The following is a 25,235-nucleotide window of genomic DNA, read 5'->3' on the forward strand; positions in this document are numbered from 1 at the left end:
AACCCTGCTGTGGGAGGGCTACCGGGCGCTGACGGTCAGCCGTTCAGACGGTCCGCCCACAGCGACTCGACCGACTGCCGCAGCGTGCGCTGCGGTACCCAGCCCAGCTGTTCGCGGGCCGCGGAGATGTCGAGCTGCTGCCACTCCGACTCGGGGCCCGTCCCCTCGGGGGCAGGTACCTCGGTGACCGTGACCGGGACGCCGCTCACCTCGACGAGGAGGTCGACCAGGCGGCGGGCCGGCGCAGCGCTCCCGGTGCCGATGTTGAGCACGGAACGGGCCGTCCGGGTACCGGCCGCGGAGACGATCGCGTCCACCGTGTCGTCCAGGTCCACGAAGTCGCGCTGCGCGGTCAGCGGAGCCAGGGACAATTCGGCGACCTCGCCCGCCGCCCGGGCGGCGGCGAGCTTGGCACCCATGACGCCCAGCAGACTGTGCCCGGGCTGGCCCGCGCCGGTCACGTTCCCCAGCCTGAGGACCACCGCGTCGAGGCCGTCGCTCCGTACCGCGGACACCACACGCTCGGTGGCCTCCAGCTTCAGCCGGCCGTAGGCCATCACCGGAGCCGGGACGTCGTCCTCGTGCTGGCTGACGCCGACGGGCACCAGGCCGTACTCGTGGACGGTGCCGAGGTGGACCAGCCGGGCGGGGGCGGCCGTCGAGCCGATCGCCTCGACGAGCCGGTCCACCAGGACGACGTTGGCGGTGTGCATCTGCTCGTCGTCGAGCCCCCACATGCCGCCCGCCGCGTTCACGACGACGTCCGTGCGCTCGCGCTCCAGCAGGGCGGCCAGCTCGGACGCCGGGGCGCTCGTCAGGTCGAAGGGGACGAAGCGGCCGGCCACGGGCGTCGCGGAAGGCTTGCGGGCCAGCGTGAGGACCTCGCTCCCCAGCGCCTGGAACCGTGCCGTGACGGCCCGGCCGATGAAACCGGTGCCGCCGAGGACGGCGACGCGGGGCGGTGTGTGCGGGGTGCTCATGGCGGAGCGCTCCTTGAGGAGAGGGGAACCGGGTACCGCGGGATCAGCGGGCCCTGCCGGTGGCGGAGGCGTTGCGCAGCAGGGTTCGGGCACCGTCCCACTGGCGGTTGCGCACGGCACCGGGCACCAGCGTCAGGGCGTGGATCCGGGCCGAAAGGTGGCGGCGCGAGGCCTTCGCGGCGCGCGGCCAGCCGTGGGCGTCCAGCCGGTCCGCGACGTCGAGGAAGTAGCGGCGGGCCTCGGTGAACCGGCTGCCGCTGAAGGCGGACTTCGAGGAGATGCTGACCGTGTGCCGGCGGTACTGGAAGCAGAGGGTGTCGCTCACCGCCATCTGCTCGCCGGCCTGGAGCAGGTCGACGATCAGCGCGAGGTCCTGGATGATCTCCAGGTTGTCGCGGAAGCCCATGGTGCGGACGGCGTCGGTGCGCCAGCAGATCGACGGGAAGTACAGCCAGTTGCCGCGCAGCAGGCTGACGGCGAGCTCCTCGCCGCCCATCAGCTCCAGGCCGCGGGTCCGCGGCGCGTACAGCCGCCGCTTGGCCTCGTCCGCCAGCGTGCGGCTGACCGCACCGTCGCTGCCGATGACCTCGACGCCCGGCTGGATCATGGCCACGCCCGGGTGGGCCGACAGCACGCCGCGGATCGTCTCGATGTAGTTGGGCAGCATGATGTCGTCGGTGCCCATGAAGACGAGGTACTCGTGCTCGGCCAGGCCGAGGCACTTGCGGTAGTTGCCGGTGACGCCGAGGTTCTGCTCGTTGCGCAGGTACCGGACCCGGGGGTCCCCGAGCTCGGCGAACCACTCCGGCACGCCCGGCTCGCGACCGTCGTCGACGACCGTCAGCCGCCAGTCCCGGTCGGTCTGCGCCAGGACACTGCGCACCGCGGCCTGCATCAGTGCCACGTCGCCGTAGTAGGGGAGCAGGACATCCAGAGTGGTCATGGCGGCTATCCGGTGGTTGGGGGCGGCTGCCCCGGTACGGAGCACGGCCACGGACGTGGCGGCCACATCATATGACCGACATGCCGGTCATTCGGTCGGGTGCCGTCCGCGGACGGCACCCGACCGGCGCTCAGACCGAGCGGAGCCCGGCGGTGTACGCCTCGCAGACCGAGTACTCGGGCAGCAGACCGGACGCCTTCGCCTCGGCCAGGGAGGGAGCCGCCTCGTCGCGCGCGGACAGCTGCGGCGCCGCCGTGCCCCAGTCGATGGCGAGGTCCGGGTCCAGCGGGTGCACGGTGTGCTCACCCGCGGGGTTGTAGGTCTCGGAGCAGACGTACGAGAGCGTGGCGTCGTCCGTCAGCGCGCAGAAGCCGTGGCCGAGCCCCTCCGGGATGTACACGGCCCGGCGGTCCACGTCGTCCAGCCGGACGGAGTCCCAGCGGCCGAAGGTCGGCGAACCGACCCGCAGGTCCACCACCACGTCGAGCACCGCCCCGCGTACGCAGGTGACGTACTTGGCCTGCCCGGGCGGCACGTCGGCGAAGTGGATGCCCCGCACCACACCGCTGGACGACACCGAGAGGTTGGCCTGGGCCAGCCGGAGCGGGTGGCCCACCACCTCGGAGAGGCGGTCGAAGCGGTACCACTCCATGAACAGCCCGCGCGGATCGCCGTGCTGCTGCGGAGTCATCTCGAACGCGCCGGCGATCGACAGCTCGCGGAACTTCATCGGTTGCCCTCCTCGACGAGCAGGTCCAGCAGGTACTCCCCGTACCCGCTCTTGCGGAGCGGCTCGGCCAGCTCGCGCAGCTGCGCCGAGTCGATCAGGCCGGCGCGCCAGACCGCCTCCTCGATGCAGCCGATCTTGAAGCCCTGGCGCTCCTCGATCACCCGGACGAACTCGGAGGCCTGAACCATCGACACGAACGTGCCGGTGTCCAGCCAGGCCGTACCGCGGTCGAGCACGGTGACCTGCAGCTCACCGTTGCGCAGGTAGGCCTCGTTGACCGCCGTTATCTCCAACTCGCCCCGGGCGCTGGGCTCCAGGTTCTCGGCGATCTTGACGACCCGGTTGTCGTAGAAGTACAGGCCGGGCACGGCGTACCGCGACTTCGGCTGCTCGGGCTTCTCCTCGATCGAGATGACCTGGCCCTGCGGGTCGAACTCCACCACGCCGTACGCGCGCGGATCGGCCACCGGGTAGGCGAACACCCGTCCGCCCTCCGGCCGGGTGTGCTGGGCGAGCCGGGTGCCCAGGCCGCTGCCGTGGAAGATGTTGTCGCCGAGGATCAGCGCGACCGGCTCGTCCCCGATGAAGTCGGCGCCGAGCACGAAGGCCTGGGCGATCCCCTCCGGACGCTCCTGCACCGCGTACTCCAGGCGCAGCCCGAGCTGGGAGCCGTCGCCGAGCAGGCGCTGGAACTGCTCCTGGTCCTGCGGGGTCGTGATGATGAGGATCTCGCTGATGCCCGCCATCACCAACGTGGACAGCGGGTAGTAGACCATCGGCTTGTCGAAGACGGGGAGCAGCTGCTTCGACACCGCCCGGGTCAGCGGCCACAGGCGCGATCCGGTGCCGCCCGCCAAGAGAATTCCACGCATGACGGGCAGCTTATGCGAGGCCCCCGGCGGGGTCGTGGGGCAGGGCGGGTCTTCGAACAGGTCTGGGTAGACTGCGCCCTACTATGCGCATCCTCGTCACCGGCGGCGCCGGCTTCATCGGATCCGAGTTCGTCCGCTCCCTGCTGGGCGCCGACGAGTCCGCCCAGGTCACCGTCCTCGACAAACTCACCTACTCGGGCGTCGAGGCCAACCTCGCACCGGTCGCCGGACACCCCGGCTACCGGTTCGTCCGGGGTGACATTTGCGACACCGAGACCGTCGAGCAGGTGATGCCCGGCCACGACGTGGTCGTCCACTTCGCCGCCGAGTCGCACGTCGACCGGTCGATCGAGGGCGCCGGGCCGTTCGTCCTGACCAACGTCGTGGGCACGCAGGTCCTGCTCGACGCGGCCCGCAAGCACGGCGTCGGCCGCTTCGTGCACGTCTCCACCGACGAGGTCTACGGCTCGATCGCCGAGGGCTCCTGGACGGAGGAGTGGCCGCTGGCCCCCAACTCCCCGTACTCCGCCTCCAAGGCCGGCTCGGACCTGCTGGCGCTGGCCTACCACCGCACCCACGGCATGGACGTCGTGGTCACGCGGTGCTCGAACAACTACGGCCACTACCAGTTCCCCGAGAAGGTCATCCCGCTGTTCACCACCAACCTGCTCGACGGCAGGAAGGTCCCGCTCTACGGGAACGGCGGCAACATCCGCGACTGGCTGCACGTCTCCGACCACTGCCGCGGCATCGAGCTCGCCATGCGCAAGGGCCGCGCCGGCGAGGTCTACAACATCGGCGGCGGCACCGAGCTCACCAACAAGGAGCTCACCGGCCTGCTCCTGGAGGCCGCCGGGGCCGACTGGGACATGGTCGAGCCGGTGGCCGACCGCAAGGGCCACGACCTGCGCTACTCGCTCGACATCACCAAGATCAGCGAGGAGCTCGGCTACACCCCGCAGGTCCGCTTCGAGGACGGCCTCGCCGCCACGATCGCCTGGTACCGCGACAACCGCGACTGGTGGGAGCCGCTGAAGAGCAAGGCCGCGCTGCGTGGCTGACCGGGCGGGCGGCCGCGCGAACCCGCTGGCCCGACTGTTCGACGCGCTGCCGCCCGGCACCCGGCTGGTGCTGGGCGGCACGGTCGTCCTCGGCATCTCCTCGTACATCTACCTCGCCCTCGCCGGCCACACGCTGGACGCCACCTCCCTCGCCGGCGTCTCCGTGCTCTGGACGGTCGTGATGTCCGTCGGGTACGGGCTCTTCTCGCCGGTGGAGCTGGAGCTGAACCGCCTGGTCGCCGCCCGCAACGTCGGCGGCCAGGGCCCGCGGGAGGCGCTGCGCCGGACGGCCCTGCTCACCGGTGCGGTGCTGCTGGCCGTCCTCGCGCTGCTCGCCGCGGCCGCCCGGCCGATCGCCGACCGCCTCTTCCACGGCGACCTCACCCTGGTGGCCGGCCTGGGCGGGGCGCTCGTCGGACTCGCCGTCAGCTCGCTCACCCGCGGCGCCCTCGCCGGCCTCGGCAACTTCAGGGCCTACGGCACCCAACTGGCCGTCGACGGCGGCCTGCGGATCGGCCTCGCGGCCGCCGTCCCGGCGCTCGGCCTGCACTCGGTGCTGGCGTTCAGCCTGATCCTCGTGGTGTCGCCGCTGGCGGCCTCCCTCATCGGCCTGCGTTCCACCCTGCGGGACCGCCGACCGGGCCCCGCGGTGCCCTGGCCCGGGCTGACCCGGGGCCTCGGCCTGCTCGCCGCCTCGACCCTGCTCGCCCAGCTGATGGTCAACGCCGCCGTGGTCAGCGTCCAGCTGCTCTCGCCCGCCTCGACCGCGCTCGTCGCAGCCCTGCTGAACGCCGTGGTCATCGCCCGCGTCCCGCTCTTCGCCTACGCGGCCATCCAGGCCTCCCTGGTCTCCGCCCTGTCGGGGGCCGCGGCCTCCGGCCGGCACGCGGAGTTCCGCAAGGTGCTGGTGCGCACCGTCGCCGTCGTCTGCGCGATGTGCCTCGCCGGCGGGGTGCCGGCCGTCCTCCTCGGACCCTGGATCATCAGGACGATGTTCAACGCCCAGGACGTCCTGGGCGCGGCCGACTTCCTCTGGCTGGTCCTCGGGACCCTCTGCTACATGGTCGCGACCGTCGTCGGCCAGGCGCTCATGGCCCTGGGCCGCCACCAGCGGCAGCTCGTCGCCTGGGCGGTCGGCACGGCCGTCCTCGCCGCGGTCACGCTGCTCCCCGGCGACGTCGGCACCCGCGCCGAACTCGGCTACCTCGCGGGATCCGCTGCGACCGCCGGGCTGATGCTGTGGTCGCTGCTGCGCCGCTTCCGCGCGGCACCGGCGGACGCCGGCGACGTTCCTGCCGCTTCGGAGGCCGCAGCACCGGTCGCATGACGCATTCGGGCCCGACGCGCACCGCACGTCGGGCCCGAATGCGTCCGGGGGAGGGGTGCTCAGCCGTCAGACGCCGCCGTCGGCCCGACGCTCGACGAAGGCGGTGACCCGCCGACCCAGCCGCTGAGCAGGCTGTTCGACCAGGGTGAAGGTCAGCTGACTGACCACCAGGACCACGGCGATGAAGACGATGCCGATCCCGAAACGTGACCACAGCGGGATGTCCCTCACCGCAGTGGGGCTGATCAACCAGAGCAGAACGCACAGCAGCACCGCGTGGACCAGATAGATCGAATAACTGACCGACCCCAGCCAGGTCAGGAACCGCGGAACCGCACGGCCGCGGAGGAGCAATCCCAGACCGAAGACCGCCCAGGTGGCCAGCATCGCCGCAACCCACTGCCACTGGACGTGGTGCGTCAACCTCGCATGCTCGTCCCAGCACGCACCGGCCGCCACGACCGCACCCAGCGCCACCACGCAGGCGACGGCGCACTTCCGACGGCTGATCTGCCCCTGCTCGGCTCGGTAGATCGCCGTGCCGGCGAACATGGTGGCCAGGATCGACAGCCCGTACCACCCGGGCATCCGCCCGTTGACCGTGACCAGGACGAGCGCCAACCCCGTGAGCAGAACGGCGCCCGTGACCGACAGGGCACGGCGTCGGGACAGCAGACAGATCAGGCCCGCCACCATGACCGCAGCGGACACCGCCACGGTGACCTTGGTGCTGTGCAGATCGCGCGAGAACAGCAGCACCGGGAACAGACCCGCGGCCAACGCGCCGATCAGGGCGAGACCCGCCGAGATCTCCGCGCTGCGCCGGTGCAGCCCGAGCACGAAGAGGCCCGCCACCAAGAGGTAGAACGCCATCTCGTAGGAGAGGGTCCACATGACGAACAGCGATCCCCCCACCCCGACGAAGTCGTGCAGCATCGTCAGGTTGGCGAGCGCTGCGACGGCGGGATGCTTCGCCGGGAACGGGCTGACCGGGGAAAGCACCGTGTAGGCACCCACCGTCCAGACAGCGATGCCCGCCAGCACCACCACGAGGCAGAGCGGGTAGATCCGGAAGAACCGGCTGATCCAGAAGCCGCGTACGCTCCCGCGCCGCTCCAGGGAGGCGGGCACGATGTAGCCGCTCACCAGGAAGAAGAGGAAGACACCGAAGGACGCGACGTCGAAGTGGTGGGTGATCCGGGCGTACAGCTCCGGGACCACCATCTGCACGAAGTGCTCGCCCGCGATGGTCAGCGCGGCGACACCGCGCAGCAGATCCAGCCAGCCGAGCCGACTGCCTGGCGAGGCGACCGGCGCCTCGGCAGAGCCTGACAGGTCAGGCCGGGGCCGCGCCCGGGAGGTGAGAGACATCCGGCGAGAGTAGCCCACGACTCCCGCGCCGCAGGCTCCAGCCCCGGCTCCGGAGACGGCTCCGGAGCAGACCGGCGGCCGCTGTCGTCCGTTCTCCGGCGGCGGCTACGATGGCCCTCGCCACCGCGGCTGAAAGGCGTCTCTCGTCGTGCAACTCACTGTCATCACATCGATCACCGGTGTACTGGTGCTCGTGTACATCCTCGAACTGCTGCGTCGGCAGCAGCTCCGGGAGAAGTACGCGGCGATATGGCTCGGCATCGGTCTGGTAGTGGCCCCGCTGGGCTTCGTTCCCCGGGTGCTCGACTCCACCGCACGGCGGCTCGGAATCGCGTCGGGCGTGAGCCTCGTGCTCTTCGCCGGCTTCGTGCTCGTGCTGCTCGTCTGCCTCCACCTCAGCTGGGAGGCGAGCAGGCTGGAGGCCGAGACCCGCACGCTGTCCGAGGAAGTGGCGCTGCTGCGCGCCCACCTGGTCGCGCACCACGGCTACCCGGAGCCCCGCCCGCAGGCGCAGGTCGAGGGTTCGGTCGATTCGGAGGTCGGGGCGTGATGGACGGGCGCAAGATACTTGTCATCCTGCCGGCCTGGAACGAGGCCGAGGGCCTGCCCGGCATCCTGGGTGAGATACGGTCCCAACTGCCCGGCGTTGACACACTGGTGGTCGACGACGGCTCGACCGACCGCACGGCCGAGGTCGCCGCCGCGGCGGGTTCGGCCGTCGCGAGGCTCCCCTACAACCTGGGCGTCGGCGGGGCCATGCGGCTCGGCTACCGATACGCCCACCTGCACGGCTACGACGTCGCGATCCAGATCGACTCGGACGGCCAGCACGACCCGTCCTACGTCCCGCTGCTGCTGGAGAAGCTGAACGAGGCCGACCTGGTCATCGGCGCCAGGTTCGACGGCGAGGGCGACTACAAGGTGCGCGGCCCCCGGAAGTGGGCCATGGGGCTGCTGTCCACGGTGCTCTCCCGGATCACGCGCACCAGGCTGACCGACACGACCTCGGGCTTCCGCGCCTGCAACCGCAAGCTCATCGAGTTCTTCGCCACCTGGTACCCGGTGGAGTACCTCGGCGACACCGTGGAGAGCATGGTCGGCGCCGCCCGCTGTGGTTTCACCGTCCGCCAGGTCCCGGTGGCCATGCGGGAGCGGACCACCGGACGACCGAGCGCCTCGCCGTTCAAGGCCATGATCTACCTGGCCCGGGCCGGGCTGGTCCTGCTGCTCGCGATGATCCGGAGGATGCCGGACAACCTGCGGGCCATCGCGGAGTCGAAGGACGAGTCGCCCGTACGTGAGTTGGCCCTGAAGGGCTGAAGTCCACGAACGTCGAAGCCGCCGGGGCAGCGCCCCGGCGGCTTCGACGTTCACGCTTCCTGCAACTGGGCTTCCGGCGCCGTTCCCGCGACCACGTCCCCCGCCTTCCGGCGCCGCCGCAGGAACGGAGGTGTCAGGTCGTCCAGGTTCTTGTCCTTGAGCCGGAGGGTGGGCCGTTCCACCAGGTACCACGAGCAGGCGGCCATTCCGAGGGCGACAACCGTCGACAGTGCCACGTAGGGCCAGAAGCCCCACCGCGTGCCGTGGAACAGCACGAGGGTCTGCTGCACGGGGAAGGCGTAGATGTACAGGCCGTACGAGAAGTCGGCCTTCGCTCCGATCCGGGTCAGCGGGGAAGGCGTCCTGACGGCTGCCCAGACGATCAGGTAGGCCAGCGCGGGCAGTCCGACGAGCGTGAAGCCGCCGAACCGCATCGACCCGCCGAAGAGCACTGCGCAGACGGCTGCGATCGCCCAGTGGATCGGCAGCCGCTCCCGGTACAGCTCGGCCGCTGCGCCCAGGCCGAACATGAACATCAGCGGAAGCAGGTTGTTCAAGGAGATCCAGCCGATCAGCGGCAGGATGTAGGCGCCGTGGCCGGTCTCCGCGTAGATGTTCGCCCGCAGGTGGGGGGCCTTCACGGCGAGGGAGGCCATGAACAGGAAGGCGCCGGCCAGCATCACCAGGACGACGGCCCGGTTGCGGCGCAGAATGCCGAGCGCCGCCAGGCCGCCGACCACGAGGTAGCAGAAGACCTCCGACGACAGGGACCACAGCGAGCCGTCGAACGCCTTCGGATACGGGTTGTCGGCCAGCAGCCCGGACAGCCCGAACTGGTTCATCGCCAGTGCGCAGTTCTTGCGGAGATACCTCCAGGGCCCCTCCGAGTGCGTGAAGTAGTCGTGCAACGACATCCCGGAACGCCAGGCGACGATCGGGCCGACGACCAGCACGGTCACCAGGAGGCAGGCCCAGAAACCCGGCAGGATCCGGACGGCGCGCGCCCAGAGGAACCGCCGCAGGTCCGTGCGCATGGCGCTGCGGGTGATGAGGAGGCCGGACAACAGGAAGAAACCGGCAACGCACAGGGCGCCCAGGTCCACCTGGTGGCGGCTCAGCGACTTCAGCGGCTCCGGCTGGTGGAAACCGAGCGGCCTGGCGTGCTCGATGATGACGCCGACCGAGAAGACGAGCCGCAGGAGTCCGAAACCGTTCCGGCGGCCCGACCACACGTCGGCCAGCGTGGGGAGTGACGAGAGGCGCGCTCTCACAGCGAGGGCGGACATGAACAGGTCTCTTCCGATCGTGGGTTGAGGTCGGTCGCGCCGGCGGACTGGCGCGGTGCGTGCAGAGAGCACCGCGGGGCCGTGCAGGAGCGGGGTCGCCTCACCCCGCCGTCACCGCCGAACCATGAGGGTGACCGTAACATCGCGCAGTTGAACGATTCGTTCGACCTCGTAGGCCTGGTTCAGCGCGTCGATCTCGGGCTTGATCAGCTTGATGTCGGACCCGTCGAGCCGGCGGTCCGCGCGCTCCGGGACCGAGCCCAGGGTGACGACCCACAGCCGAGGCTCGTCGCCGAGACACTTGGCACTGTTGCTGCACTCCAGTGTCCACAGATCGCGGCGGTGCGCGGCGCTCTCCGCCAGGAAGACATCGCGCATGTCGAGGGACCGGGGGAGCGCGTACCGCACCCCGGCATCCAGGTAGTGGTCGAACCACGGCCCGCGCGAGTAGACGATCCCGTCTCCGGGGCGCCGGCCCTGCGCGATCACCGCACCCGCGCCCATGAAGTCGGGCGTCGAAGGCGATCCGCCGTACGGCACGGCCATCGGATAGCTGTACCAGCTGTGCGAATCCGCCTGCCGCACGAAGCGCTGGTCGGGCACTCCCACCGCCGTGACCAGGACGAGGGCGCCCACGGTCAGCAGCCGGGGCCTGAGCGCCGCCGCGCCCGCACCGGCAAGCACCGCCCAGGCCGGCACGGTGAAGAAGAGGTAGCGGTTCAGCCAGTAGGAGATCTCGCCGTGGGAGACCGCCCACAGCACGACCAGCGGGAGGACTGCCAGCAGCGCGGCCTCGACGGCGGGCCGCCGCCGGCGCTGCAACAGGGGGAGGAGCGCCAGCACCAGCAGGACGAGACTCGCCGGCGTGGAGTAGAACAGCTCGGGCCACATCCGCCACGTCTTGGCGAACGTGGGCCGCTCGATCCAGCCCAGCTGTCGGTGGAGCTGCCGCTGGCCGAGCAGAACGAGGGGCAGCAGGCTCGCCGCCGCAGCCGTGACCGAGACCAGCCATCGAAGCGGCAGGCGCGCGTCCCGTCCGTCCCGCCAACGCAGCAGCACAACGACCGCATGTCCAGACAGGAAGGTCAGCGAGGCGAGGTGGAACGCCCCGGCGGCGCTGAGGCAGGAGACGTAGCCGAGCCACCTCGGCCAGGTCGGCTGCTCCAGTGCGCGGAACAGGAACAGCGTGGCGGCCGCGACGGCGCCCGCCACCAGGGCGTACGAGCGAACCTCCTGCGCATATCTGCTGACGGCGGGGATCACCGCGAACAGCAGGCCCGCGGCGAGCCCGGAGCGGGGCCCGAAGAGCCGCTGCCCGGTGAGCGCGACGCAGACGGCGGCTCCGGTGACCGCCAGCACTCCCGGCATGCGCATGCTGGTGAGCGAATCGCCGAACGCCCGGATCCATTCGTGGATCAGGAGGTAGTACGCGCCGTGAACGGCGTCCACGTTGTGCAGCATGCCGAGCAGGTCCCGGGTGCTGCGCGAGGCCGAGGCCCAGGTCGCCAGCTCGTCCTGCCACATTCCCGGGCGGCTCGCCCCGTACGTCCCCAGGGCGAAGGTGACGAGGGCCGGAACGAGCCAGGGGTTCCACAGCAGCCGGGCGGAGCGGGCGCGTGCACCCCGGGAGTTCCCCCGGGACCGTGCGGCGGTGGGCTCCGGCGGAGCTGTGCGGACCGGCCCGCGGGCGGCCGCGTGAACAGGGCGAGTCATGGGTGGCCCAACGGTGGGTTCGGGTGTGCGTGCTGCATCGTACCGGTGAGCGAATGCTCTGCAGCAGGGGCGAGTGAGCAGGCCGGGTCCATGTCGGAGCCGCCTCCCGATTGGCGTTACGCCTGCTCCGTGTGGCAGTATGTCCAAGTTGCTCGGTTGAGTGCCGATGCTGCGCGCCTCCCGCCGGGAGGACCGGAAGCGAGTCCCACGTACTCGTCGTTCCCGTGATGGCCGTTCATGCGTCCGCGTTCACTGCTCTGCGGTGGGCGTGTGGGCGCAGTGGTGTGTAAGCGACACCGCGGCAGCTGCGGGGCGGACGTACGGGAATCTTCCGGGAAGCGTGGGCGGGGCCTCGACCCGGCGCCTGGTGGGTGCAAGACCTCACCGACCGAGAGCGGGAACCGAAGAGGGCGACCTCTTTGGTTTTTTGCAAGCGACAGGGCGACACGCCCGACCGCGGGGGTCGGAGAGGGTAACCATCCGGGGGCGCCGCCGGACCAGTCCGCTCGGACGGGTCCGGTCGTGGAAGCAGCAGACGACAGAAGGACTACTGAGTAGCCATGGCGGGACAGAAGATCCGCATCCGGCTCAAGGCCTACGACCACGAGGTCATCGACTCCTCGGCGAAGAAGATCGTCGAGACGGTGATTCGTACTGGTGCGCAGGTCGCGGGCCCGGTGCCGCTGCCCACTGAGAAGAACGTGTACTGCGTCATCCGCTCGCCGCACAAGTACAAGGACTCGCGCGAGCACTTCGAGATGCGTACTCACAAGCGTCTGATCGACATCCTCGACCCCACGCCGAAGACGGTTGACTCGCTCATGCGTCTCGACCTGCCGGCCGGTGTCGACATCGAGATCAAGCTCTGAGAGGCGCACCGAAGATGGCTAAGCAGATTAAGGGCATCCTGGGCGAGAAGCTCGGCATGACCCAGGTCTGGGACGAGAACAACCGGATCGTTCCGGTGACCGTCGTCAAGGCCGGGCCGAATGTCGTGACCCAGGTCCACACCGCCGACAGCCCGGCCGGCTACGACGCCGTCCAGATCGGCTTCGGCGAGATCGACCCCCGCAAGGTGAACAAGCCCCTCGCGGGTCACTTCGCCAAGGCCGGTGTCACCCCGCGCCGCCACCTGGTCGAGCTGCGTACCTCGGACGCGTCCGAGTACACCCTGGGCCAGGAGATCACCGCCGAGCTGTTCGAGGCGGGTGTCAAGGTCGACGTGACCGGCACCTCCAAGGGCAAGGGCTTCGCCGGTGTCATGAAGCGTCACAACTTCAAGGGCCTCGGCGCCGGTCACGGCACCCAGCGCAAGCACCGCTCGCCCGGTTCCATCGGTGGCTGCGCCACCCCGGGCCGCGTGTTCAAGGGCCTGCGCATGGCGGGTCGGATGGGCCACGAGCGTGTGACCACCCAGAACCTGACCGTGCACGCGGTCGACGCGGAGAAGGGCCTGCTGCTCATCAAGGGCGCCGTCCCGGGCCCGAACGGCGGCCTCGTCCTCGTCCGCACCGCGGCGAAGGGGCTGTGAAGGATATGACCACCATTGACATCCTGTCGCCGGCCGGCGACAAGGCCGGCAGCCTCGAGCTGCCCGCCGAGATCTTCGACGCCAAGGTCAGCATCCCGCTGATGCACCAGGTCGTCGTCGCGCAGCTCGCCGCTGCCCGCCAGGGCACGCACAAGGTGAAGCGCCGCGGCGAGGTCCGTGGTGGCGGCAAGAAGCCGTACCGCCAGAAGGGCACCGGCCGCGCCCGTCAGGGCTCGACCCGTGCGCCGCAGTTCGCCGGCGGTGGCGTCGTGCACGGCCCCGTGCCGCGCGACTACTCGCAGCGGACCCCGAAGAAGATGATCGTTGCCGCCCTCCGCGGTGCGCTCACCGACCGGGCTCGCCACGAGCGCATCCACGTGATCACCGCGGTGACCGCGACCGATGCGCCGTCGACCAAGGCCGCCAAGAGCCTGTTCGGCAAGATCTCCGAGCGCAAGAACGTCCTCCTGGTCGTCGAGCGCGAGGACGAGCTGGGCCTCAAGTCCGCTCGCAACCTGCCGAACGTCCACATCCTGGACGCCGGCCAGCTGAACACCTACGACGTGCTCGTCTCCGACGATGTGGTCTTCACCCAGGCCGCCTTCGAGCGCTTCGTGGCCGGTCCGGCCGCGTCCGCCAAGGCTGTCGCCTCTGAGGGCGAGCTCGAAGGGAGCGCCGCCTGATGGCTGCGGAGATCACGAGCAAGACGTACACGGACCCCCGTGACGTCCTGATCAAGCCGGTCATCTCGGAGAAGAGCTACTCGCTCCTCGACGAGAACAAGTACACGTTCGTCGTGTCGCCGGACGCCAACAAGACCCAGATCAAGCAGGCCGTCGAGGCGGTCTTCTCGGTCAAGGTCGAGGCCGTCAACACGCTCAACCGCCAGGGCAAGCGCAAGCGCTCCCGCACCGGTTTCGGCAAGCGCAAGGACACCAAGCGCGCCATCGTGACGCTGGCCGAGGGCAACCGCATCGACATCTTCGGTGGTCCGGTCTCCGCCTGACGGAGAACGTGATCGTCGTTAAGGACGAGGACGAAAATGGGTATCCGCAAGTACAAGCCGACTACGCCGGGCCGCCGCGGCTCCAGCGTGGCCGACTTCGTCGAAATCACGCGGTCCACGCCGGAGAAGTCGCTGGTTCGCCCGCTGCACAGCAAGGGCGGCCGTAACAACGCCGGTCGTGTCACCGCCCGCCACCAGGGTGGCGGTCACAAGCGCGCCTACCGCGTGATCGACTTCCGTCGTCACGACAAGGACGGCGTGCCGGCCAAGGTCGCTCACATCGAGTACGACCCCAACCGCACCGCGCGCATCGCGCTCCTGCACTACGCGGACGGCGAGAAGCGCTACATCATCGCCCCCCGCGGCGTCGCGCAGGGTGACCGGATCGAGAACGGCCCCGGGGCCGACATCAAGCCGGGCAACAACCTGCCGCTGCGCAACATCCCGGTCGGTACCACCATCCACGCGGTGGAGCTGCGTCCCGGTGGCGGTGCCAAGATGGCCCGCTCCGCCGGTTCCGGCATCCAGCTGCTCGCCCGTGAGGGCCGCATGGCGCACCTGCGCATGCCCTCCGGCGAGATCCGCCTGGTTGACGCGCGCTGCCGCGCGACCGTCGGCGAGGTCGGCAACGCCGAGCAGTCGAACATCAACTGGGGCAAGGCCGGCCGCATGCGCTGGAAGGGCGTCCGCCCGACCGTGCGTGGTGTCGCCATGAACCCGATCGACCACCCGCACGGTGGTGGTGAGGGTAAGACCTCCGGTGGTCGCCACCCGGTCTCGCCGTGGGGCAAGCCCGAGGGCCGTACCCGTCGCCCGAACAAGGCGTCGGACAAGCTCATCGTGCGCCGCCGCAAGACCAACAAGAAGCGCTAGGAGCAGGTCAGATGCCGCGCAGTCTCAAGAAGGGCCCCTTCATCGACGACCACCTTCAGAAGAAGGTGGACGTGCAGAACGAGGCGGGCACGCAGAACGTCATCAAGACCTGGTCCCGTCGTTCCGTGATCTCCCCGGCCATGCTCGGCCACACGATCGCGGTTCACGATGGCCGCAAGCACGTCCCGGTGTTCGTCACCGAGTCGATGGTCGGCCACAAGCTCGGCGAGTTCGCTCCCACGCGCACCTTCAAGGGGCACGTGAAGGAAGACCGCAAGTCGAAGCGTCGCTAGTCGCTCCGCGGGCTTGAGCTCAGCGCCAGACAGACTTAAGTGACTTACTCCATTAAGGGGACAACCATGGAAGCCAGGGCCCAGGCGCGGTACATCCGCGTCACGCCCATGAAGGCCCGCCGCGTGGTGGACCTCATCCGCGGCCTTCCGGCCACGGAGGCCCAGGCCGTCCTGCGTTTCGCTCCGCAGGCCGCCACCGTGCCGGTCGGCAAGGTGCTCGACAGCGCCATCGCCAACGCCGCGCACAACTACAACCACTCCAACGTGGACGACCTCTACATCTCCGAGGCGTACGTTGACGAGGGCCCGACCCTGAAGCGGTTCCGTCCGCGCGCCCAGGGCCGTGCCTACCGGATCCGCAAGCGGACCAGCCACATCACCGTGGTCGTCAGCAGCAAGGAAGGGACCCGGTAATGGGCCAGAAGGTTAACCCGCACGGGTTCCGCCTCGGCATCAGCACGGACTTCAAGTCCCGCTGGTACGCCGACAAGCTGTACAAGGACTACGTCAAGGAAGACGTCGCCATTCGTCGCATGATGACGAAGGGCATGGAGCGCGCCGGCATCTCCAAGGTCGAGATCGAGCGCACCCGCGACCGCGTCCGCGTGGACATCCACACCGCTCGCCCCGGCATCGTCATCGGCCGGCGCGGCACCGAGGCCGACCGCATCCGCGGCGACCTCGAGAAGCTGACCGGCAAGCAGGTCCAGCTGAACATCCTCGAGGTCAAGAACCCCGAGCTGGACGCCCAGCTCGTGGCTCAGGGCGTCGCGGAGCAGCTGTCCTCCCGCGTCTCCTTCCGCCGTGCCATGCGCAAGTCGATGCAGGGCACCATGAAGTCCGGCGCCAAGGGCATCAAGGTCCAGTGCTCCGGTCGTCTCGGCGGCGCCGAGATGAGCCGTTCGGAGTTCTACCGCGAGGGTCGCGTGCCGCTGCACACCCTGCGCGCGAACGTCGACTACGGCTTCTTCGAGGCCAAGACCACCTTCGGCCGCATCGGCGTGAAGGTCTGGATCTACAAGGGCGACGTCAAGAACATCGCCGAGGTCCGCGCTGAGAACGCCGCTGCCCGCTCGGGCAACCGCCCGGCCCGTCCCGAGGGTGGTCGTCCCGCCCGCGGTGGCGAGCGCCGTGGTGGCGAGCGCGGTGGCCGCGGCCGTCGTCCCGCCGCTGCTGAGGCCCCCGCGGCCGCTGCGGTCGAGGCTCCGGCTGCCGAGAACACCGGAACGGAGGCCTGACCCCCATGCTGATCCCCCGTAGGGTCAAGCACCGCAAGCAGCACCACCCGAAGCGTCGCGGCGCTTCGAAGGGCGGCACCGAGCTGGCGTTCGGCCAGTTCGGCATCCAGGCCGTGACCCCGGCCTACGTGACGAACCGTCAGATCGAGTCCGCTCGTATCGCGATCACCCGTCACATCCGCCGTGGCGGCAAGGTCTGGATCAACATCTACCCGGACCGCCCGCTCACCAAGAAGCCGGCCGAGACCCGCATGGGTTCCGGTAAGGGTTCGCCGGAGTGGTGGATCGCGAACGTGCACCCGGGTCGGGTCATGTTCGAGCTGTCGTACCCGAACGAGAAGGTTGCTCGCGAGGCGCTCACCCGTGCCGCGCACAAGCTGCCGATGAAGTGCCGGATCGTCCGGCGCGAGGACGGTGAGAGCTGATGTCGGCCGCTACCAAGGCTGCTGAGCTTCGTCAGCTGGACAACGAGGGCCTCGTTGCCAAGCTGCGTGAGGCCAAGGAGGAGCTGTTCAACCTCCGCTTCCAGGCGGCGACCGGGCAGCTCGACAACCACGGCCGGCTGAAGCTGGTCCGTAAGGACATCGCGCGGATCTACACCCTGATGCGCGAGCGCGAGCTGGGCATCGAGACGGTGGAGAACGCCTGATGACTGAGAACACCAACGAGACGCGCGGTTTCCGCAAGACCCGTGAGGGTCTCGTCGTCAGCGACAAGATGGACAAGACCGTCGTCGTCGCCGTCGAGGACCGCGTCAAGCACGCGCTGTACGGCAAGGTCATCCGCCGTACGAACAAGCTGAAGGCGCACGACGAGCAGAACGCGTGCGGTGTCGGCGACCGTGTCCTCCTCATGGAGACCCGGCCGCTGTCCGCGACGAAGCGCTGGCGCGTCGTCGAGATCCTCGAGAAGGCCAAGTAACGAAGCCGATGAGGTACGGCCGTATGTGCACCAGGCCCCGCAGGGGCGCAGGTGTGAGCAGCGGCCGGCCCGTCGACTCTCGTTGACGATCAGGAGAAAGCTGTGATCCAGCAGGAGTCGCGACTGCGTGTCGCCGACAACACGGGTGCCAAGGAGATTCTCTGCATCCGCGTTCTCGGTGGCTCCGGTCGCCGCTACGCCGGTATCGGGGACGTCATCGTCGCCACCGTCAAGGACGCGATCCCCGGCGGTTCGGTGAAGAAGGGTGACGTCGTCAAGTGCGTCATCGTCCGCACCGTGAAGGAGCGCCGTCGTCCGGACGGTTCCTACATCCGGTTCGACGAGAACGCCGCCGTCGTCCTCAAGAACACCGAGGGTGACCCCCGCGGTACCCGCATCTTCGGCCCCGTGGGCCGCGAGCTGCGCGACAAGAAGTTCATGAAGATCATCTCGCTGGCGCCGGAGGTGCTCTAATCTCATGGCGAACAGCATGAAGATCAAGAAGGGTGACCTGGTCCAGGTCATCACCGGCAAGGACAAGGGCAAGCAGGGCAAGGTCATCCAGGCCATCCCCGCTGAGAACAAGGTCCTCGTCGAGGGTGTCAACCGGGTCAAGAAGCACACCAAGCCGGGCCCGGGCACCCAGGGCGGCATCGTGACCGTCGAGGCCCCGGTGCACGTCTCCAACGTCCAGCTGGTCGTGGAGAAGGACGGCAAGAAGGTCGTCACCCGCGTCGGCTACCGCTTCGACGACCAGGGCAACAAGATCCGCGTTGCCAAGCGGACCGGTGAGGACATCTGATGTCTGAGACGACTGTTGAGAAGGTGGCCCCCCGCCTCAAGGAGCGTTACAACTCCGAGGTCAAGGGCCAGCTGCAGGAGCAGTTCTCGTACGAGAACGTCATGCTGATCCCCGGCCTGGTCAAGGTCGTGGTCAACATGGGTGTCGGCGAGGCCGCCCGTGACAGCAAGCTGATCGAGGGCGCGATCAAGGACCTGACCGCGATCACCGGTCAGAAGCCGGCCGTGACCAAGGCCCGCAAGTCGATCGCGCAGTTCAAGCTGCGCGAGGGCCAGCCGATCGGCGCCCACGTCACCCTCCGTGGTGACCGCATGTGGGAGTTCGTGGACCGTCTGGTGTCGCTGGCTCTGCCGCGCATCCGTGACTTCCGCGGCCTCTCCCCGAAGCAGTTCGACGGCCGTGGCAACTACACCTTCGGTCTGACCGAGCAGGTCATGTTCCACGAGATCGACCAGGACAAGGTCGACCGTCAGCGCGGTATGGACATCACCGTCGTGACCACCGCTCAGACCGACGATGAGGGCCGGGCGCTCCTGCGCGCTCTGGGCTTCCCGTTCAAGGAGGCGTGAGCCATGGCGAAGAAGGCCCTGATCGCAAAGGCCGAGCGTAAGCCGAAGTTCGGCGTCCGGGCGTACACCCGGTGCCAGCGCTGCGGTCGTCCGCACTCGGTGTACCGCAAGTTCGGCCTGTGCCGTGTGTGCCTCCGTGAGATGGCGCACCGCGGCGAGCTGCCGGGCGTGACCAAGAGCTCCTGGTAATCCAGGCGCCCTAGGCACACCACTGCGAAGCAGCGTGCCCGACTCCACCGCTTTTGGGCTTCCGACAGGATTCCCGTAAGGTGGTGGGGTCGGGCCCCTGCCGCGGCATCTCCACAGGTGCTCGCGGCTCTCTTGTGAGGGCTCGCACCCATGTCTTACTACGTCGCAGGTCCCCTGCGCTTGTGCCCCTTTCGCACTCCCCGGAGTGCGCGGAGGGGGACCTGGCGCGGAGAAACCACGGCGAGAGAGGCCTGAGGCCACCATGACCATGACCGACCCGATCGCAGACATGCTCACTCGTCTGCGGAACGCGAACTCGGCGTACCACGACTCCGTCGTGATGCCGTCGAGCAAGATCAAGGCGCACGTCGCCGAGATCCTGCAGCAGGAGGGTTACATCTCCTCCTACAAGGTTGAGGACCCGACCGAGGGCGAGGTCGGCAAGAAGCTGACCATCGAGCTCAAGTTCGGCCCCAACCGTGAGCGCTCCATCGCCGGCATCAAGCGCATCAGCAAGCCGGGTCTGCGCGTTTACGCAAAGTCCACCAACCTGCCGAAGGTGCTCGGCGGCCTGGGCGTGGCGATCATCTCCACGTCCTCCGGTCTCCTCACCGACAAGCAGGCCGCCAAGAAGGGCGTAGGCGGAGAAGTTCTCGCCTACGTCTGGTAATTCGGGAAACGGAGGTACAGCAATGTCGCGTATTGGACGGCTGCCCATCCCGGTTCCCGCCGGCGTGGACGTCACCATCGATGGCCAGGCGGTCTCGGTGAAGGGCCCCAAGGGCACCCTCACCCACGTCGTCGCCGCGCCGATCGAGATCAGCAAGGGCGAGGACGGCACCCTGGTCGTCACCCGCCCGAACGACGAGCGTCAGTCGAAGGCCCTGCACGGCCTGTCGCGGACGCTGGTGGCGAACATGATCACCGGCGTGACCGCGGGCTACCGCAAGTCGCTGGAGATCAGCGGTGTTGGTTACCGAGTCGCCGCGAAGGGCTCCGCCATGGAGTTCTCGCTCGGCTACAGCCACCCGATCCTGGTCGAGGCCCCGGAGGGCATCTCCTTCGTGGTCGAGTCGCCCACCAAGTTCCACGTGGACGGCACTGACAAGCAGAAGGTCGGCGAGGTCGCTGCCAAGATCCGCAAGCTGCGCAAGCCCGACCCGTACAAGGCCAAGGGCGTCAAGTACGCGGGCGAGGTCATCCGCCGCAAGGTCGGAAAGAGTGGTAAGTAAGCGATGAGCGTCTCTGTCAAGATCGGCAAGGGCAACGCCTACAAGAACGCCGCCCGCAAGCGCCGCGCCATCCGCGTTCGCAAGCGCGTCACCGGCACCGAGGTGCGTCCGCGCCTCGTCGTGACCCGCTCGAACCGCCACATGGTCGCCCAGGTCATCGACGACGCCAAGGGTCACACCCTGGCGTCGGCGTCCACCCTCGACGTGTCGATCCGCGGCACCGAGGGCGACAAGACCGAGCTGGCCAAGAAGGTCGGAAGCCTGGTCGCCGAGCGCGCCAAGGCCGCCGGCGTCGAGACGGTCGTCTTCGACCGTGCGGGCAACCGGTACGCCGGCCGCATCGCCGCCCTGGCGGACGCGGCCCGCGAGGCCGGGCTCGACTTCTAAGCCCGCTCGTCGACTCTGTCGACGGACGTAAACGAGAGAGGTAATTCCAATGGCTGGACCCCAGCGCCGCGGTAGCGGCGCCGGCGGCGGCACCGGCGGCGAGCGGCGTGACCGTAAGCGTGACGACCGGGGCAACGCCCCCGCCGTCGAGAAGACCGCTTACGTCGAGCGCGTCGTCGCGATCAACCGTGTCGCCAAGGTTGTCAAGGGTGGTCGTCGCTTCAGCTTCACCGCGCTGGTCGTGGTGGGCGACGGTGACGGCACCGTGGGTGTCGGTTACGGCAAGGCGAAGGAGGTTCCGGCCGCCATCGCCAAGGGCGTTGAGGAGGCCAAGAAGAACTTCTTCAAGGTCCCCCGTATCCAGGGCACCATCCCGCACCCCGTTCAGGGCGAGAAGGCCGCCGGCGTCGTGCTGCTGAAGCCGGCGTCCCCCGGTACCGGTGTTATCGCCGGTGGCCCGGTGCGTGCCGTCCTGGAGTGCGCCGGCGTTCACGACATCCTGTCGAAGTCGCTCGGCTCGGACAACGCGATCAACATCGTGCACGCCACGGTGGCCGCTCTGAAGGGCCTCGTGCGCCCCGAGGAGATCGCCGCCCGTCGTGGCCTGCCGCTGGAGGACGTGGCTCCCGCCGCTCTGCTGCGGGCCCGCGCGGCTGGGGTGAGCGCCTGATGGCTCGCCTGAAGGTCACGCAGACCAAGTCCTACATCGGTAGCAAGCAGAACCACCGTGACACCCTGCGTTCGCTCGGCCTGAAGCGGCTGAACGACACCGTGGTGAAGGAGGACCGCCCGGAGATCCGCGGCATGGTCCACACCGTTCGTCACCTCGTCACGGTCGAGGAGGTGGACTGACATGGCGGACTCGCCGATCAAGATCCACAACCTGCGGCCCGCCCCCGGCGCCAAGACCGAGAAGACCCGTGTGGGTCGCGGTGAGGGTTCCAAGGGCAAGACCGCCGGTCGTGGTACCAAGGGCACCAAGGCCCGTTACCAGGTTCCGCAGCGCTTCGAGGGTGGCCAGATGCCGCTCCACATGCGCCTGCCGAAGCTGAAGGGCTTCAAGAACCCGGCCCACAAGCAGTTCCAGGTCGTGAACCTGGACAAGCTCGCCGAGCTCTACCCGCAGGGTGGCGAGGTCACCGTGGCCGACCTGGTCGCCAAGGGTGCCGTTCGCAAGAACGAGCTCGTCAAGGTCCTCGGCCAGGGCGAGGTCTCGGTCGCGCTGCAGGTGACGGTCGACGCCGTCTCCGGCTCGGCCGCCGAGAAGATCGCCGCTGCCGGCGGCTCCGTCACCGAGCTCCTCTGAGCTCGTTGACCTACGTGGGCCCGTACCTCTCTCGGGAGGTGCGGGCCCACTGCTTTTCTCCGTTCCGTTCGCCGACCCGCCGGGTCGGCCGCGGATCTGACGTGTGCTCAACACCGGCCAAAACCGGGCATCCCGGCCGGTCGGCCGGTACCGGGGCCGGCACTCGCTTCTCGACCGTTGCCGCACACTGTTAGAGTCCGTTGGGTTCCCTTGTAGGCTGCGGGTCAGGCGTGCCTGTGCAGTCGTCCGGCAGCCGACAAGAGCCCCACACCCCCCCATCAGGACCGACCCTCCCGCCGTCAAGCGCGGGAGGCGCAGGAGGCACCGTGCTCAGTGCGTTCGCGCGGGCGTTCCAGACGCCCGACCTGCGCAAGAAGCTGCTGTTCACGCTGGGCATCATGGTGCTGTTCCGGCTGGGCGCACACGTCCCGATCCCGGGCGTCAACTTCGTTGCCGTCAACCAGTGCATCAAGGACACCTCGTCCAGTGGCCTCTTCGGCCTGGTGAACCTGTTCAGCGGCAATGCGCTGCTGCAGCTGACGATCTTCGCGCTCGGCATCATGCCGTACATCACGGCCAGCATCATCCTCCAGCTCCTCACGGTCGTGATCCCGCGGCTCGAGGCGCTGAAGAAGGAGGGCCAGGCGGGTACGGCGAAGATCACGCAGTACACCCGCTACCTGACCATCGCGCTCGCCGTGCTCCAGGGCACCGGCATCGTCGCGACGGCCTCCAGCGGCGCGCTGTTCTCCGGCTGCTCGGTCGCCAACGAGGTCGTGCCGGACACCAGCGTCTTCCGGGTGGCCGTGATGGTCATCACCATGACCGCCGGCACCACGGTGATCATGTGGCTCGGCGAGCTCATCACCGACCGCGGCATCGGCAACGGCATGTCGATCCTGATCTTCACCTCCATCGCGGCCGGCTTCCCCGGCTCGATGTGGGCGATCAAGCAGTCCGGCAAGATCGGTGGCGGCTGGGTCGAGTTCTTCAGCGTCATCGCGATCGGCATCGTGGTCGTCTGCCTGGTCATCTTCGTCGAGCAGGCCCAGCGCCGGATCCCGGTGCAGTACGCCAAGCGCATGATCGGTCGCCGGGCCTTCGGCGGCACCTCGACCTACATCCCGCTGAAGGTCAACCAGGCCGGTGTGATCCCGGTCATCTTCGCCTCGTCGCTGCTCTACATCCCGGCGCTGGTGGTGCAGCTCACCAACAGCAAGGCCGGATGGGCGAACTGGATCAGCGGTCACTTCGTCAAGGGCGACCACCCGATCTACATGGCGACCTACTTCGTCCTGATTGTCTTCTTCGCGTTCTTCTACGTGGCCATCTCCTTCAACCCCGAAGAAGTTGCGGACAACATGAAGAAGTATGGTGGGTTCATCCCGGGCATCCGGGCGGGCCGACCGACGGCCGAGTACCTGAACTACGTGCTCACCCGCATCACGTGGCCGGGATCGTTCTACCTGGGCCTTATCGCGCTGATCCCGATGATCGCCCTGGTTGCCTTCAACGCGAACCAGAACTTCCCGTTCGGCGGCACCAGCGTGCTCATCGTCGTCGGCGTCGGACTCGAAACTGTGAAGCAGATCGAGAGCCAGCTCCAGCAGCGCAATTACGAAGGGTTCCTCCGCTGATGCGTATCGTCCTCGTCGGACCTCCCGGGGCCGGGAAGGGTACTCAGGCGCACGTGCTCGCCAAGACCCTGTCCATCCCGCACATCTCCACTGGCGACCTGTTCCGCGCCAACATCAGCCAGGGCACCCCGCTGGGGCTCGAGGCCAAGGCGTACATGGACGCGGGTCGGCTGGTGCCGGACGAGGTCACCATCGGCATGGCCAAGGACCGGATGCTGCAGCCGGACGCCGAGAACGGCTTCCTGCTCGACGGCTTCCCGCGCAACCTGGGCCAGGCCAAGGCCCTGGACGAGATCCTCGCCGAGCAGGGCATCGTGCTCGACGGCGTGCTCGACCTGGAGGTCCCCGAGGACGAGGTCGTCAAGCGGATCGCCGGCCGCCGGCTGTGCCGCAACGACGGCAGCCACGTGTTCCACGTGGTGTACAACCCGCCGAAGGTCGACGACGTCTGCGACGAGTGCGGCGGCGAGCTGTACCAGCGCTCGGACGACACCGAGGAGGCCGTGCGGGTCCGCCTGGAGGAGTACCACTCCAAGACGGAGCCGATCATCGGCTACTACGCCGACCAGGGCCTGCTGGTCACCATCTCCGCCCTCGGCAAGGTGGGCGAGGTGACCGAGCGCGCGATCGGCGCTCTGGAGCAGAAGAAGACCGCCTGAGACGGCCCGCAACGGCCGGGAAGCCCCCTGACGGGGCCTCCCGGCCGTTGCGGCGTCGTACGGTGGTAGCGAGTGCACGGCCCCCGGCAAGGACCGGGCGGCGACCGACAGTGGAAGGCGTGACCAGATGGTGGAGATCAAGACCCCCGAGCAGATCGCGAAGATGCGGGCGGCCGGGCTGGTCGTCGCCGAGGCGCTCAAGGCCTGCCGGGAGGCGGTCGCTCCGGGCATCACCACCCAGGAGCTGAACGACATCGCCGACAAGGTCATCACCGACCACGGCGCGACCTCCAACTTCCGCGCCCACCACGGCGGCCTCTGGTTCCCCGGTGTGATCTGCGCCTCGGTGAACGACGAGATCGTCCACGGCATCCCGGGGGAGCGGGTGCTGCAGGAGGGCGACCTGATCTCCATCGACTGCGGCGCGATCCTGGACGGCTGGCACGGCGACGCGGCGATCACCGTCGCGGTCGGCGAGGTGGCCGCGGAGCACACCCAGCTGAGCCGGGTCACCGAGGGCTCGATGTGGGCCGGCATCGCCCAGATGAAGAAGGGCAACCGGCTGGTCGACGTCTCCCGTTCGATCGAGTCGTTCATCCGCCGCCAGCCGCTGCCCCCGAAGGGCAAGTGGGGCATCGTCGAGGGCTACGGCGGCCACGGCATCGGCACCGCGATGCACATGGAGCCGCACGTGCTGAACTACGTGGCCGGCCGCGGCAAGGGCCCGAAGCTGATCCCGGGCACCGTGCTGGCGATCGAGCCGATGGTGACGCTCGGCACCCCGCACTCCGCCGTGCTGGAGGACGACTGGACGGTCGTCACCACCGACAAGAGCTGGGCCTCGCACTGGGAGCACTCGGTGGCCGTCACCGAGCAGGGCCCGCTGGTGCTCACCGCCTTCGACGGCGGCCGGGCGGAGCTGGCGAAGCTGGGCGTCACCGCGGCGCCCGACCCGCTGGCCTGACCCGCAGACCGAGGAGCGAAGGACC

Annotated in this window: 35 protein-coding genes; 28 read left to right on the forward strand and 7 right to left on the reverse strand. The window is 69.0% G+C overall.

From position 1 onward, the window contains the following. Positions 1 to 35: 35 nt before the first annotated feature. From KSNIM_RS22230 to rfbA, 4 genes are all read right to left on the reverse strand, one after another. Positions 36 to 980, reverse strand: coding sequence for an NAD-dependent epimerase/dehydratase family protein (locus KSNIM_RS22230; protein WP_263104941.1), 945 nt, complete (start codon positions 978 to 980; stop codon positions 36 to 38). A 43-nt stretch (positions 981 to 1,023) separates the two neighbouring features. Then, entirely contained in the window at positions 1,024 to 1,923 is a 900-nt protein-coding gene (locus KSNIM_RS22235) for a glycosyltransferase family 2 protein (protein ID WP_263104942.1), read from the reverse strand. A gap of 130 nt (positions 1,924 to 2,053) precedes the next feature. Next, the gene (gene rfbC, locus KSNIM_RS22240; protein ID WP_263104943.1) at positions 2,054 to 2,653 is read right to left on the reverse strand and encodes a dTDP-4-dehydrorhamnose 3,5-epimerase; all 600 of its coding nucleotides are present in this window, start codon (positions 2,651 to 2,653) and stop codon (positions 2,054 to 2,056) included. Further along, the gene (gene rfbA / locus KSNIM_RS22245; protein WP_263104944.1) at positions 2,650 to 3,525 is read right to left on the reverse strand and encodes a glucose-1-phosphate thymidylyltransferase RfbA; all 876 of its coding nucleotides are present in this window, start codon (positions 3,523 to 3,525) and stop codon (positions 2,650 to 2,652) included. The genes rfbC and rfbA overlap by 4 nt, the downstream gene beginning before the upstream one ends. 83 nt (positions 3,526 to 3,608) lie before the next feature. Here rfbA and rfbB point away from each other — a divergent pair, with 83 nt between their 5' ends. Together rfbB and KSNIM_RS22255 are read left to right on the forward strand one after the other, a co-directional pair. Continuing rightward, positions 3,609 to 4,586, forward strand: a complete 978-nt coding sequence (gene rfbB, locus KSNIM_RS22250; RefSeq protein ID WP_263104945.1) for a dTDP-glucose 4,6-dehydratase — start codon at positions 3,609 to 3,611, stop codon at positions 4,584 to 4,586. Continuing rightward, positions 4,579 to 5,913 carry a lipopolysaccharide biosynthesis protein gene (locus KSNIM_RS22255; RefSeq protein WP_263104946.1) on the forward strand — a complete coding sequence of 445 codons (1,335 nt, stop codon included), beginning with the start codon at positions 4,579 to 4,581 and terminating at the stop codon, positions 5,911 to 5,913. Before rfbB ends, KSNIM_RS22255 begins: the two co-directional genes overlap by 8 nt. A 66-nt stretch (positions 5,914 to 5,979) precedes the next feature. Here KSNIM_RS22255 and KSNIM_RS22260 read toward each other — a convergent pair whose 3' ends face one another. Continuing rightward, a complete protein-coding gene (locus tag KSNIM_RS22260) occupies positions 5,980 to 7,284 on the reverse strand; it encodes an acyltransferase family protein (protein WP_263104947.1) in 1,305 nt (434 codons plus the stop codon). Positions 7,285 to 7,432: 148 nt separating this feature from the next. Here KSNIM_RS22260 and KSNIM_RS22265 point away from each other — a divergent pair, with 148 nt between their 5' ends. Together KSNIM_RS22265 and KSNIM_RS22270 are read left to right on the forward strand one after the other, a co-directional pair. Further along, positions 7,433 to 7,834 (forward strand): DUF2304 domain-containing protein, encoded by a 402-nt coding sequence (locus tag KSNIM_RS22265; protein ID WP_263104948.1) that lies wholly within the window; start codon positions 7,433 to 7,435, stop codon positions 7,832 to 7,834. Continuing rightward, on the forward strand, positions 7,834 to 8,604 hold the full coding sequence (locus tag KSNIM_RS22270; protein ID WP_263104949.1) for a glycosyltransferase family 2 protein: 771 nt from the start codon (positions 7,834 to 7,836) through the stop codon (positions 8,602 to 8,604). The genes KSNIM_RS22265 and KSNIM_RS22270 overlap by 1 nt, the downstream gene beginning before the upstream one ends. Positions 8,605 to 8,654: 50 nt before the next feature. Here the strand turns inward: KSNIM_RS22270 and KSNIM_RS22275 are convergent, their stop codons facing one another. Both KSNIM_RS22275 and KSNIM_RS22280 read right to left on the reverse strand, forming a co-directional pair. Beyond that, on the reverse strand, positions 8,655 to 9,890 hold the full coding sequence (locus KSNIM_RS22275; RefSeq protein WP_263104950.1) for an acyltransferase family protein: 1,236 nt from the start codon (positions 9,888 to 9,890) through the stop codon (positions 8,655 to 8,657). Between the two features lie 111 nt (positions 9,891 to 10,001). Continuing rightward, positions 10,002 to 11,603 carry a glycosyltransferase family 39 protein gene (locus tag KSNIM_RS22280; RefSeq protein ID WP_263104951.1) on the reverse strand — a complete coding sequence of 534 codons (1,602 nt, stop codon included), beginning with the start codon at positions 11,601 to 11,603 and terminating at the stop codon, positions 10,002 to 10,004. A gap of 560 nt (positions 11,604 to 12,163) precedes the next feature. On the opposite strand from KSNIM_RS22280, the gene rpsJ reads away from it, so the two are divergent. The 24 genes from rpsJ to map all read left to right on the forward strand — a co-directional run bounded on the left by rpsJ (position 12,164) and on the right by map (position 25,210). Beyond that, positions 12,164 to 12,472 (forward strand): 30S ribosomal protein S10, encoded by a 309-nt coding sequence (gene rpsJ, locus KSNIM_RS22285; RefSeq protein WP_012785157.1) that lies wholly within the window; start codon positions 12,164 to 12,166, stop codon positions 12,470 to 12,472. 14 nt (positions 12,473 to 12,486) lie between these two features. After that, positions 12,487 to 13,134, forward strand: a complete 648-nt coding sequence (rplC, locus tag KSNIM_RS22290; RefSeq protein WP_030263524.1) for a 50S ribosomal protein L3 — start codon at positions 12,487 to 12,489, stop codon at positions 13,132 to 13,134. Positions 13,135 to 13,139: 5 nt separating this feature from the next. Further along, entirely contained in the window at positions 13,140 to 13,817 is a 678-nt protein-coding gene (gene rplD / locus KSNIM_RS22295; RefSeq protein WP_263104952.1) for a 50S ribosomal protein L4, read from the forward strand. Further along, the gene (gene rplW, locus KSNIM_RS22300; protein ID WP_411543755.1) at positions 13,817 to 14,140 is read left to right on the forward strand and encodes a 50S ribosomal protein L23; all 324 of its coding nucleotides are present in this window, start codon (positions 13,817 to 13,819) and stop codon (positions 14,138 to 14,140) included. Before rplD ends, rplW begins: the two co-directional genes overlap by 1 nt. 36 nt (positions 14,141 to 14,176) lie before the next feature. Next, positions 14,177 to 15,013: a 50S ribosomal protein L2 gene (rplB, locus tag KSNIM_RS22305; RefSeq protein ID WP_030263511.1), complete on the forward strand. Its 837-nt coding sequence runs from the start codon at positions 14,177 to 14,179 to the stop codon at positions 15,011 to 15,013. A gap of 11 nt (positions 15,014 to 15,024) precedes the next feature. Then, a complete protein-coding gene (gene rpsS, locus KSNIM_RS22310; protein WP_014136283.1) occupies positions 15,025 to 15,306 on the forward strand; it encodes a 30S ribosomal protein S19 in 282 nt (93 codons plus the stop codon). 66 nt (positions 15,307 to 15,372) lie between these two features. Beyond that, positions 15,373 to 15,720 carry a 50S ribosomal protein L22 gene (rplV, locus tag KSNIM_RS22315; protein WP_095874452.1) on the forward strand — a complete coding sequence of 116 codons (348 nt, stop codon included), beginning with the start codon at positions 15,373 to 15,375 and terminating at the stop codon, positions 15,718 to 15,720. Continuing rightward, positions 15,720 to 16,544, forward strand: a complete 825-nt coding sequence (rpsC, locus tag KSNIM_RS22320; RefSeq protein ID WP_030280775.1) for a 30S ribosomal protein S3 — start codon at positions 15,720 to 15,722, stop codon at positions 16,542 to 16,544. Before rplV ends, rpsC begins: the two co-directional genes overlap by 1 nt. Positions 16,545 to 16,549: 5 nt before the next feature. Further along, positions 16,550 to 16,969 (forward strand): 50S ribosomal protein L16, encoded by a 420-nt coding sequence (gene rplP, locus KSNIM_RS22325; RefSeq protein WP_030300385.1) that lies wholly within the window; start codon positions 16,550 to 16,552, stop codon positions 16,967 to 16,969. Continuing rightward, positions 16,969 to 17,193: a 50S ribosomal protein L29 gene (rpmC, locus tag KSNIM_RS22330; RefSeq protein ID WP_030263491.1), complete on the forward strand. Its 225-nt coding sequence runs from the start codon at positions 16,969 to 16,971 to the stop codon at positions 17,191 to 17,193. The genes rplP and rpmC overlap by 1 nt, the downstream gene beginning before the upstream one ends. Further along, positions 17,193 to 17,465 carry a 30S ribosomal protein S17 gene (rpsQ, locus tag KSNIM_RS22335; protein WP_014136278.1) on the forward strand — a complete coding sequence of 91 codons (273 nt, stop codon included), beginning with the start codon at positions 17,193 to 17,195 and terminating at the stop codon, positions 17,463 to 17,465. Before rpmC ends, rpsQ begins: the two co-directional genes overlap by 1 nt. 102 nt (positions 17,466 to 17,567) lie before the next feature. After that, positions 17,568 to 17,939 (forward strand): 50S ribosomal protein L14, encoded by a 372-nt coding sequence (gene rplN / locus KSNIM_RS22340; protein ID WP_145790774.1) that lies wholly within the window; start codon positions 17,568 to 17,570, stop codon positions 17,937 to 17,939. Positions 17,940 to 17,955: 16 nt separating this feature from the next. Next, the gene (gene rplX, locus KSNIM_RS22345) at positions 17,956 to 18,267 is read left to right on the forward strand and encodes a 50S ribosomal protein L24 (protein WP_033214113.1); all 312 of its coding nucleotides are present in this window, start codon (positions 17,956 to 17,958) and stop codon (positions 18,265 to 18,267) included. Then, a complete protein-coding gene (rplE, locus tag KSNIM_RS22350) occupies positions 18,267 to 18,836 on the forward strand; it encodes a 50S ribosomal protein L5 (protein ID WP_030263480.1) in 570 nt (189 codons plus the stop codon). Before rplX ends, rplE begins: the two co-directional genes overlap by 1 nt. 3 nt (positions 18,837 to 18,839) lie before the next feature. Further along, positions 18,840 to 19,025, forward strand: a complete 186-nt coding sequence (locus KSNIM_RS22355; RefSeq protein ID WP_030263476.1) for a type Z 30S ribosomal protein S14 — start codon at positions 18,840 to 18,842, stop codon at positions 19,023 to 19,025. Between the two features lie 262 nt (positions 19,026 to 19,287). Next, positions 19,288 to 19,695: a 30S ribosomal protein S8 gene (gene rpsH, locus KSNIM_RS22360; protein ID WP_030263474.1), complete on the forward strand. Its 408-nt coding sequence runs from the start codon at positions 19,288 to 19,290 to the stop codon at positions 19,693 to 19,695. 22 nt (positions 19,696 to 19,717) lie between these two features. Continuing rightward, positions 19,718 to 20,257, forward strand: a complete 540-nt coding sequence (gene rplF / locus KSNIM_RS22365) for a 50S ribosomal protein L6 (protein WP_263104953.1) — start codon at positions 19,718 to 19,720, stop codon at positions 20,255 to 20,257. A gap of 3 nt (positions 20,258 to 20,260) precedes the next feature. Further along, positions 20,261 to 20,644 carry a 50S ribosomal protein L18 gene (gene rplR / locus KSNIM_RS22370; RefSeq protein ID WP_030263465.1) on the forward strand — a complete coding sequence of 128 codons (384 nt, stop codon included), beginning with the start codon at positions 20,261 to 20,263 and terminating at the stop codon, positions 20,642 to 20,644. Positions 20,645 to 20,693: 49 nt separating this feature from the next. After that, positions 20,694 to 21,314 carry a 30S ribosomal protein S5 gene (gene rpsE, locus KSNIM_RS22375; protein ID WP_263104954.1) on the forward strand — a complete coding sequence of 207 codons (621 nt, stop codon included), beginning with the start codon at positions 20,694 to 20,696 and terminating at the stop codon, positions 21,312 to 21,314. Beyond that, entirely contained in the window at positions 21,314 to 21,496 is a 183-nt protein-coding gene (rpmD, locus tag KSNIM_RS22380; protein ID WP_014136270.1) for a 50S ribosomal protein L30, read from the forward strand. The genes rpsE and rpmD overlap by 1 nt, the downstream gene beginning before the upstream one ends. Position 21,497: 1 nt before the next feature. Then, positions 21,498 to 21,950 (forward strand): 50S ribosomal protein L15, encoded by a 453-nt coding sequence (gene rplO / locus KSNIM_RS22385; RefSeq protein ID WP_095874457.1) that lies wholly within the window; start codon positions 21,498 to 21,500, stop codon positions 21,948 to 21,950. Positions 21,951 to 22,276: 326 nt separating this feature from the next. Then, the gene (gene secY, locus KSNIM_RS22390) at positions 22,277 to 23,587 is read left to right on the forward strand and encodes a preprotein translocase subunit SecY (protein WP_263104955.1); all 1,311 of its coding nucleotides are present in this window, start codon (positions 22,277 to 22,279) and stop codon (positions 23,585 to 23,587) included. Beyond that, positions 23,587 to 24,246, forward strand: coding sequence for an adenylate kinase (locus KSNIM_RS22395; RefSeq protein WP_263104956.1), 660 nt, complete (start codon positions 23,587 to 23,589; stop codon positions 24,244 to 24,246). Before secY ends, KSNIM_RS22395 begins: the two co-directional genes overlap by 1 nt. Before the next feature lie 127 nt (positions 24,247 to 24,373). After that, entirely contained in the window at positions 24,374 to 25,210 is an 837-nt protein-coding gene (gene map / locus KSNIM_RS22400) for a type I methionyl aminopeptidase (protein ID WP_263104957.1), read from the forward strand. The last annotated feature ends 25 nt before the right edge of the window (positions 25,211 to 25,235 follow it).

This window comes from Kitasatospora sp. DSM 101779, from assembly GCF_025655475.1.
In the GTDB taxonomy this organism is placed as follows: Bacteria; Actinomycetota; Actinomycetes; order Streptomycetales; family Streptomycetaceae; genus Kitasatospora.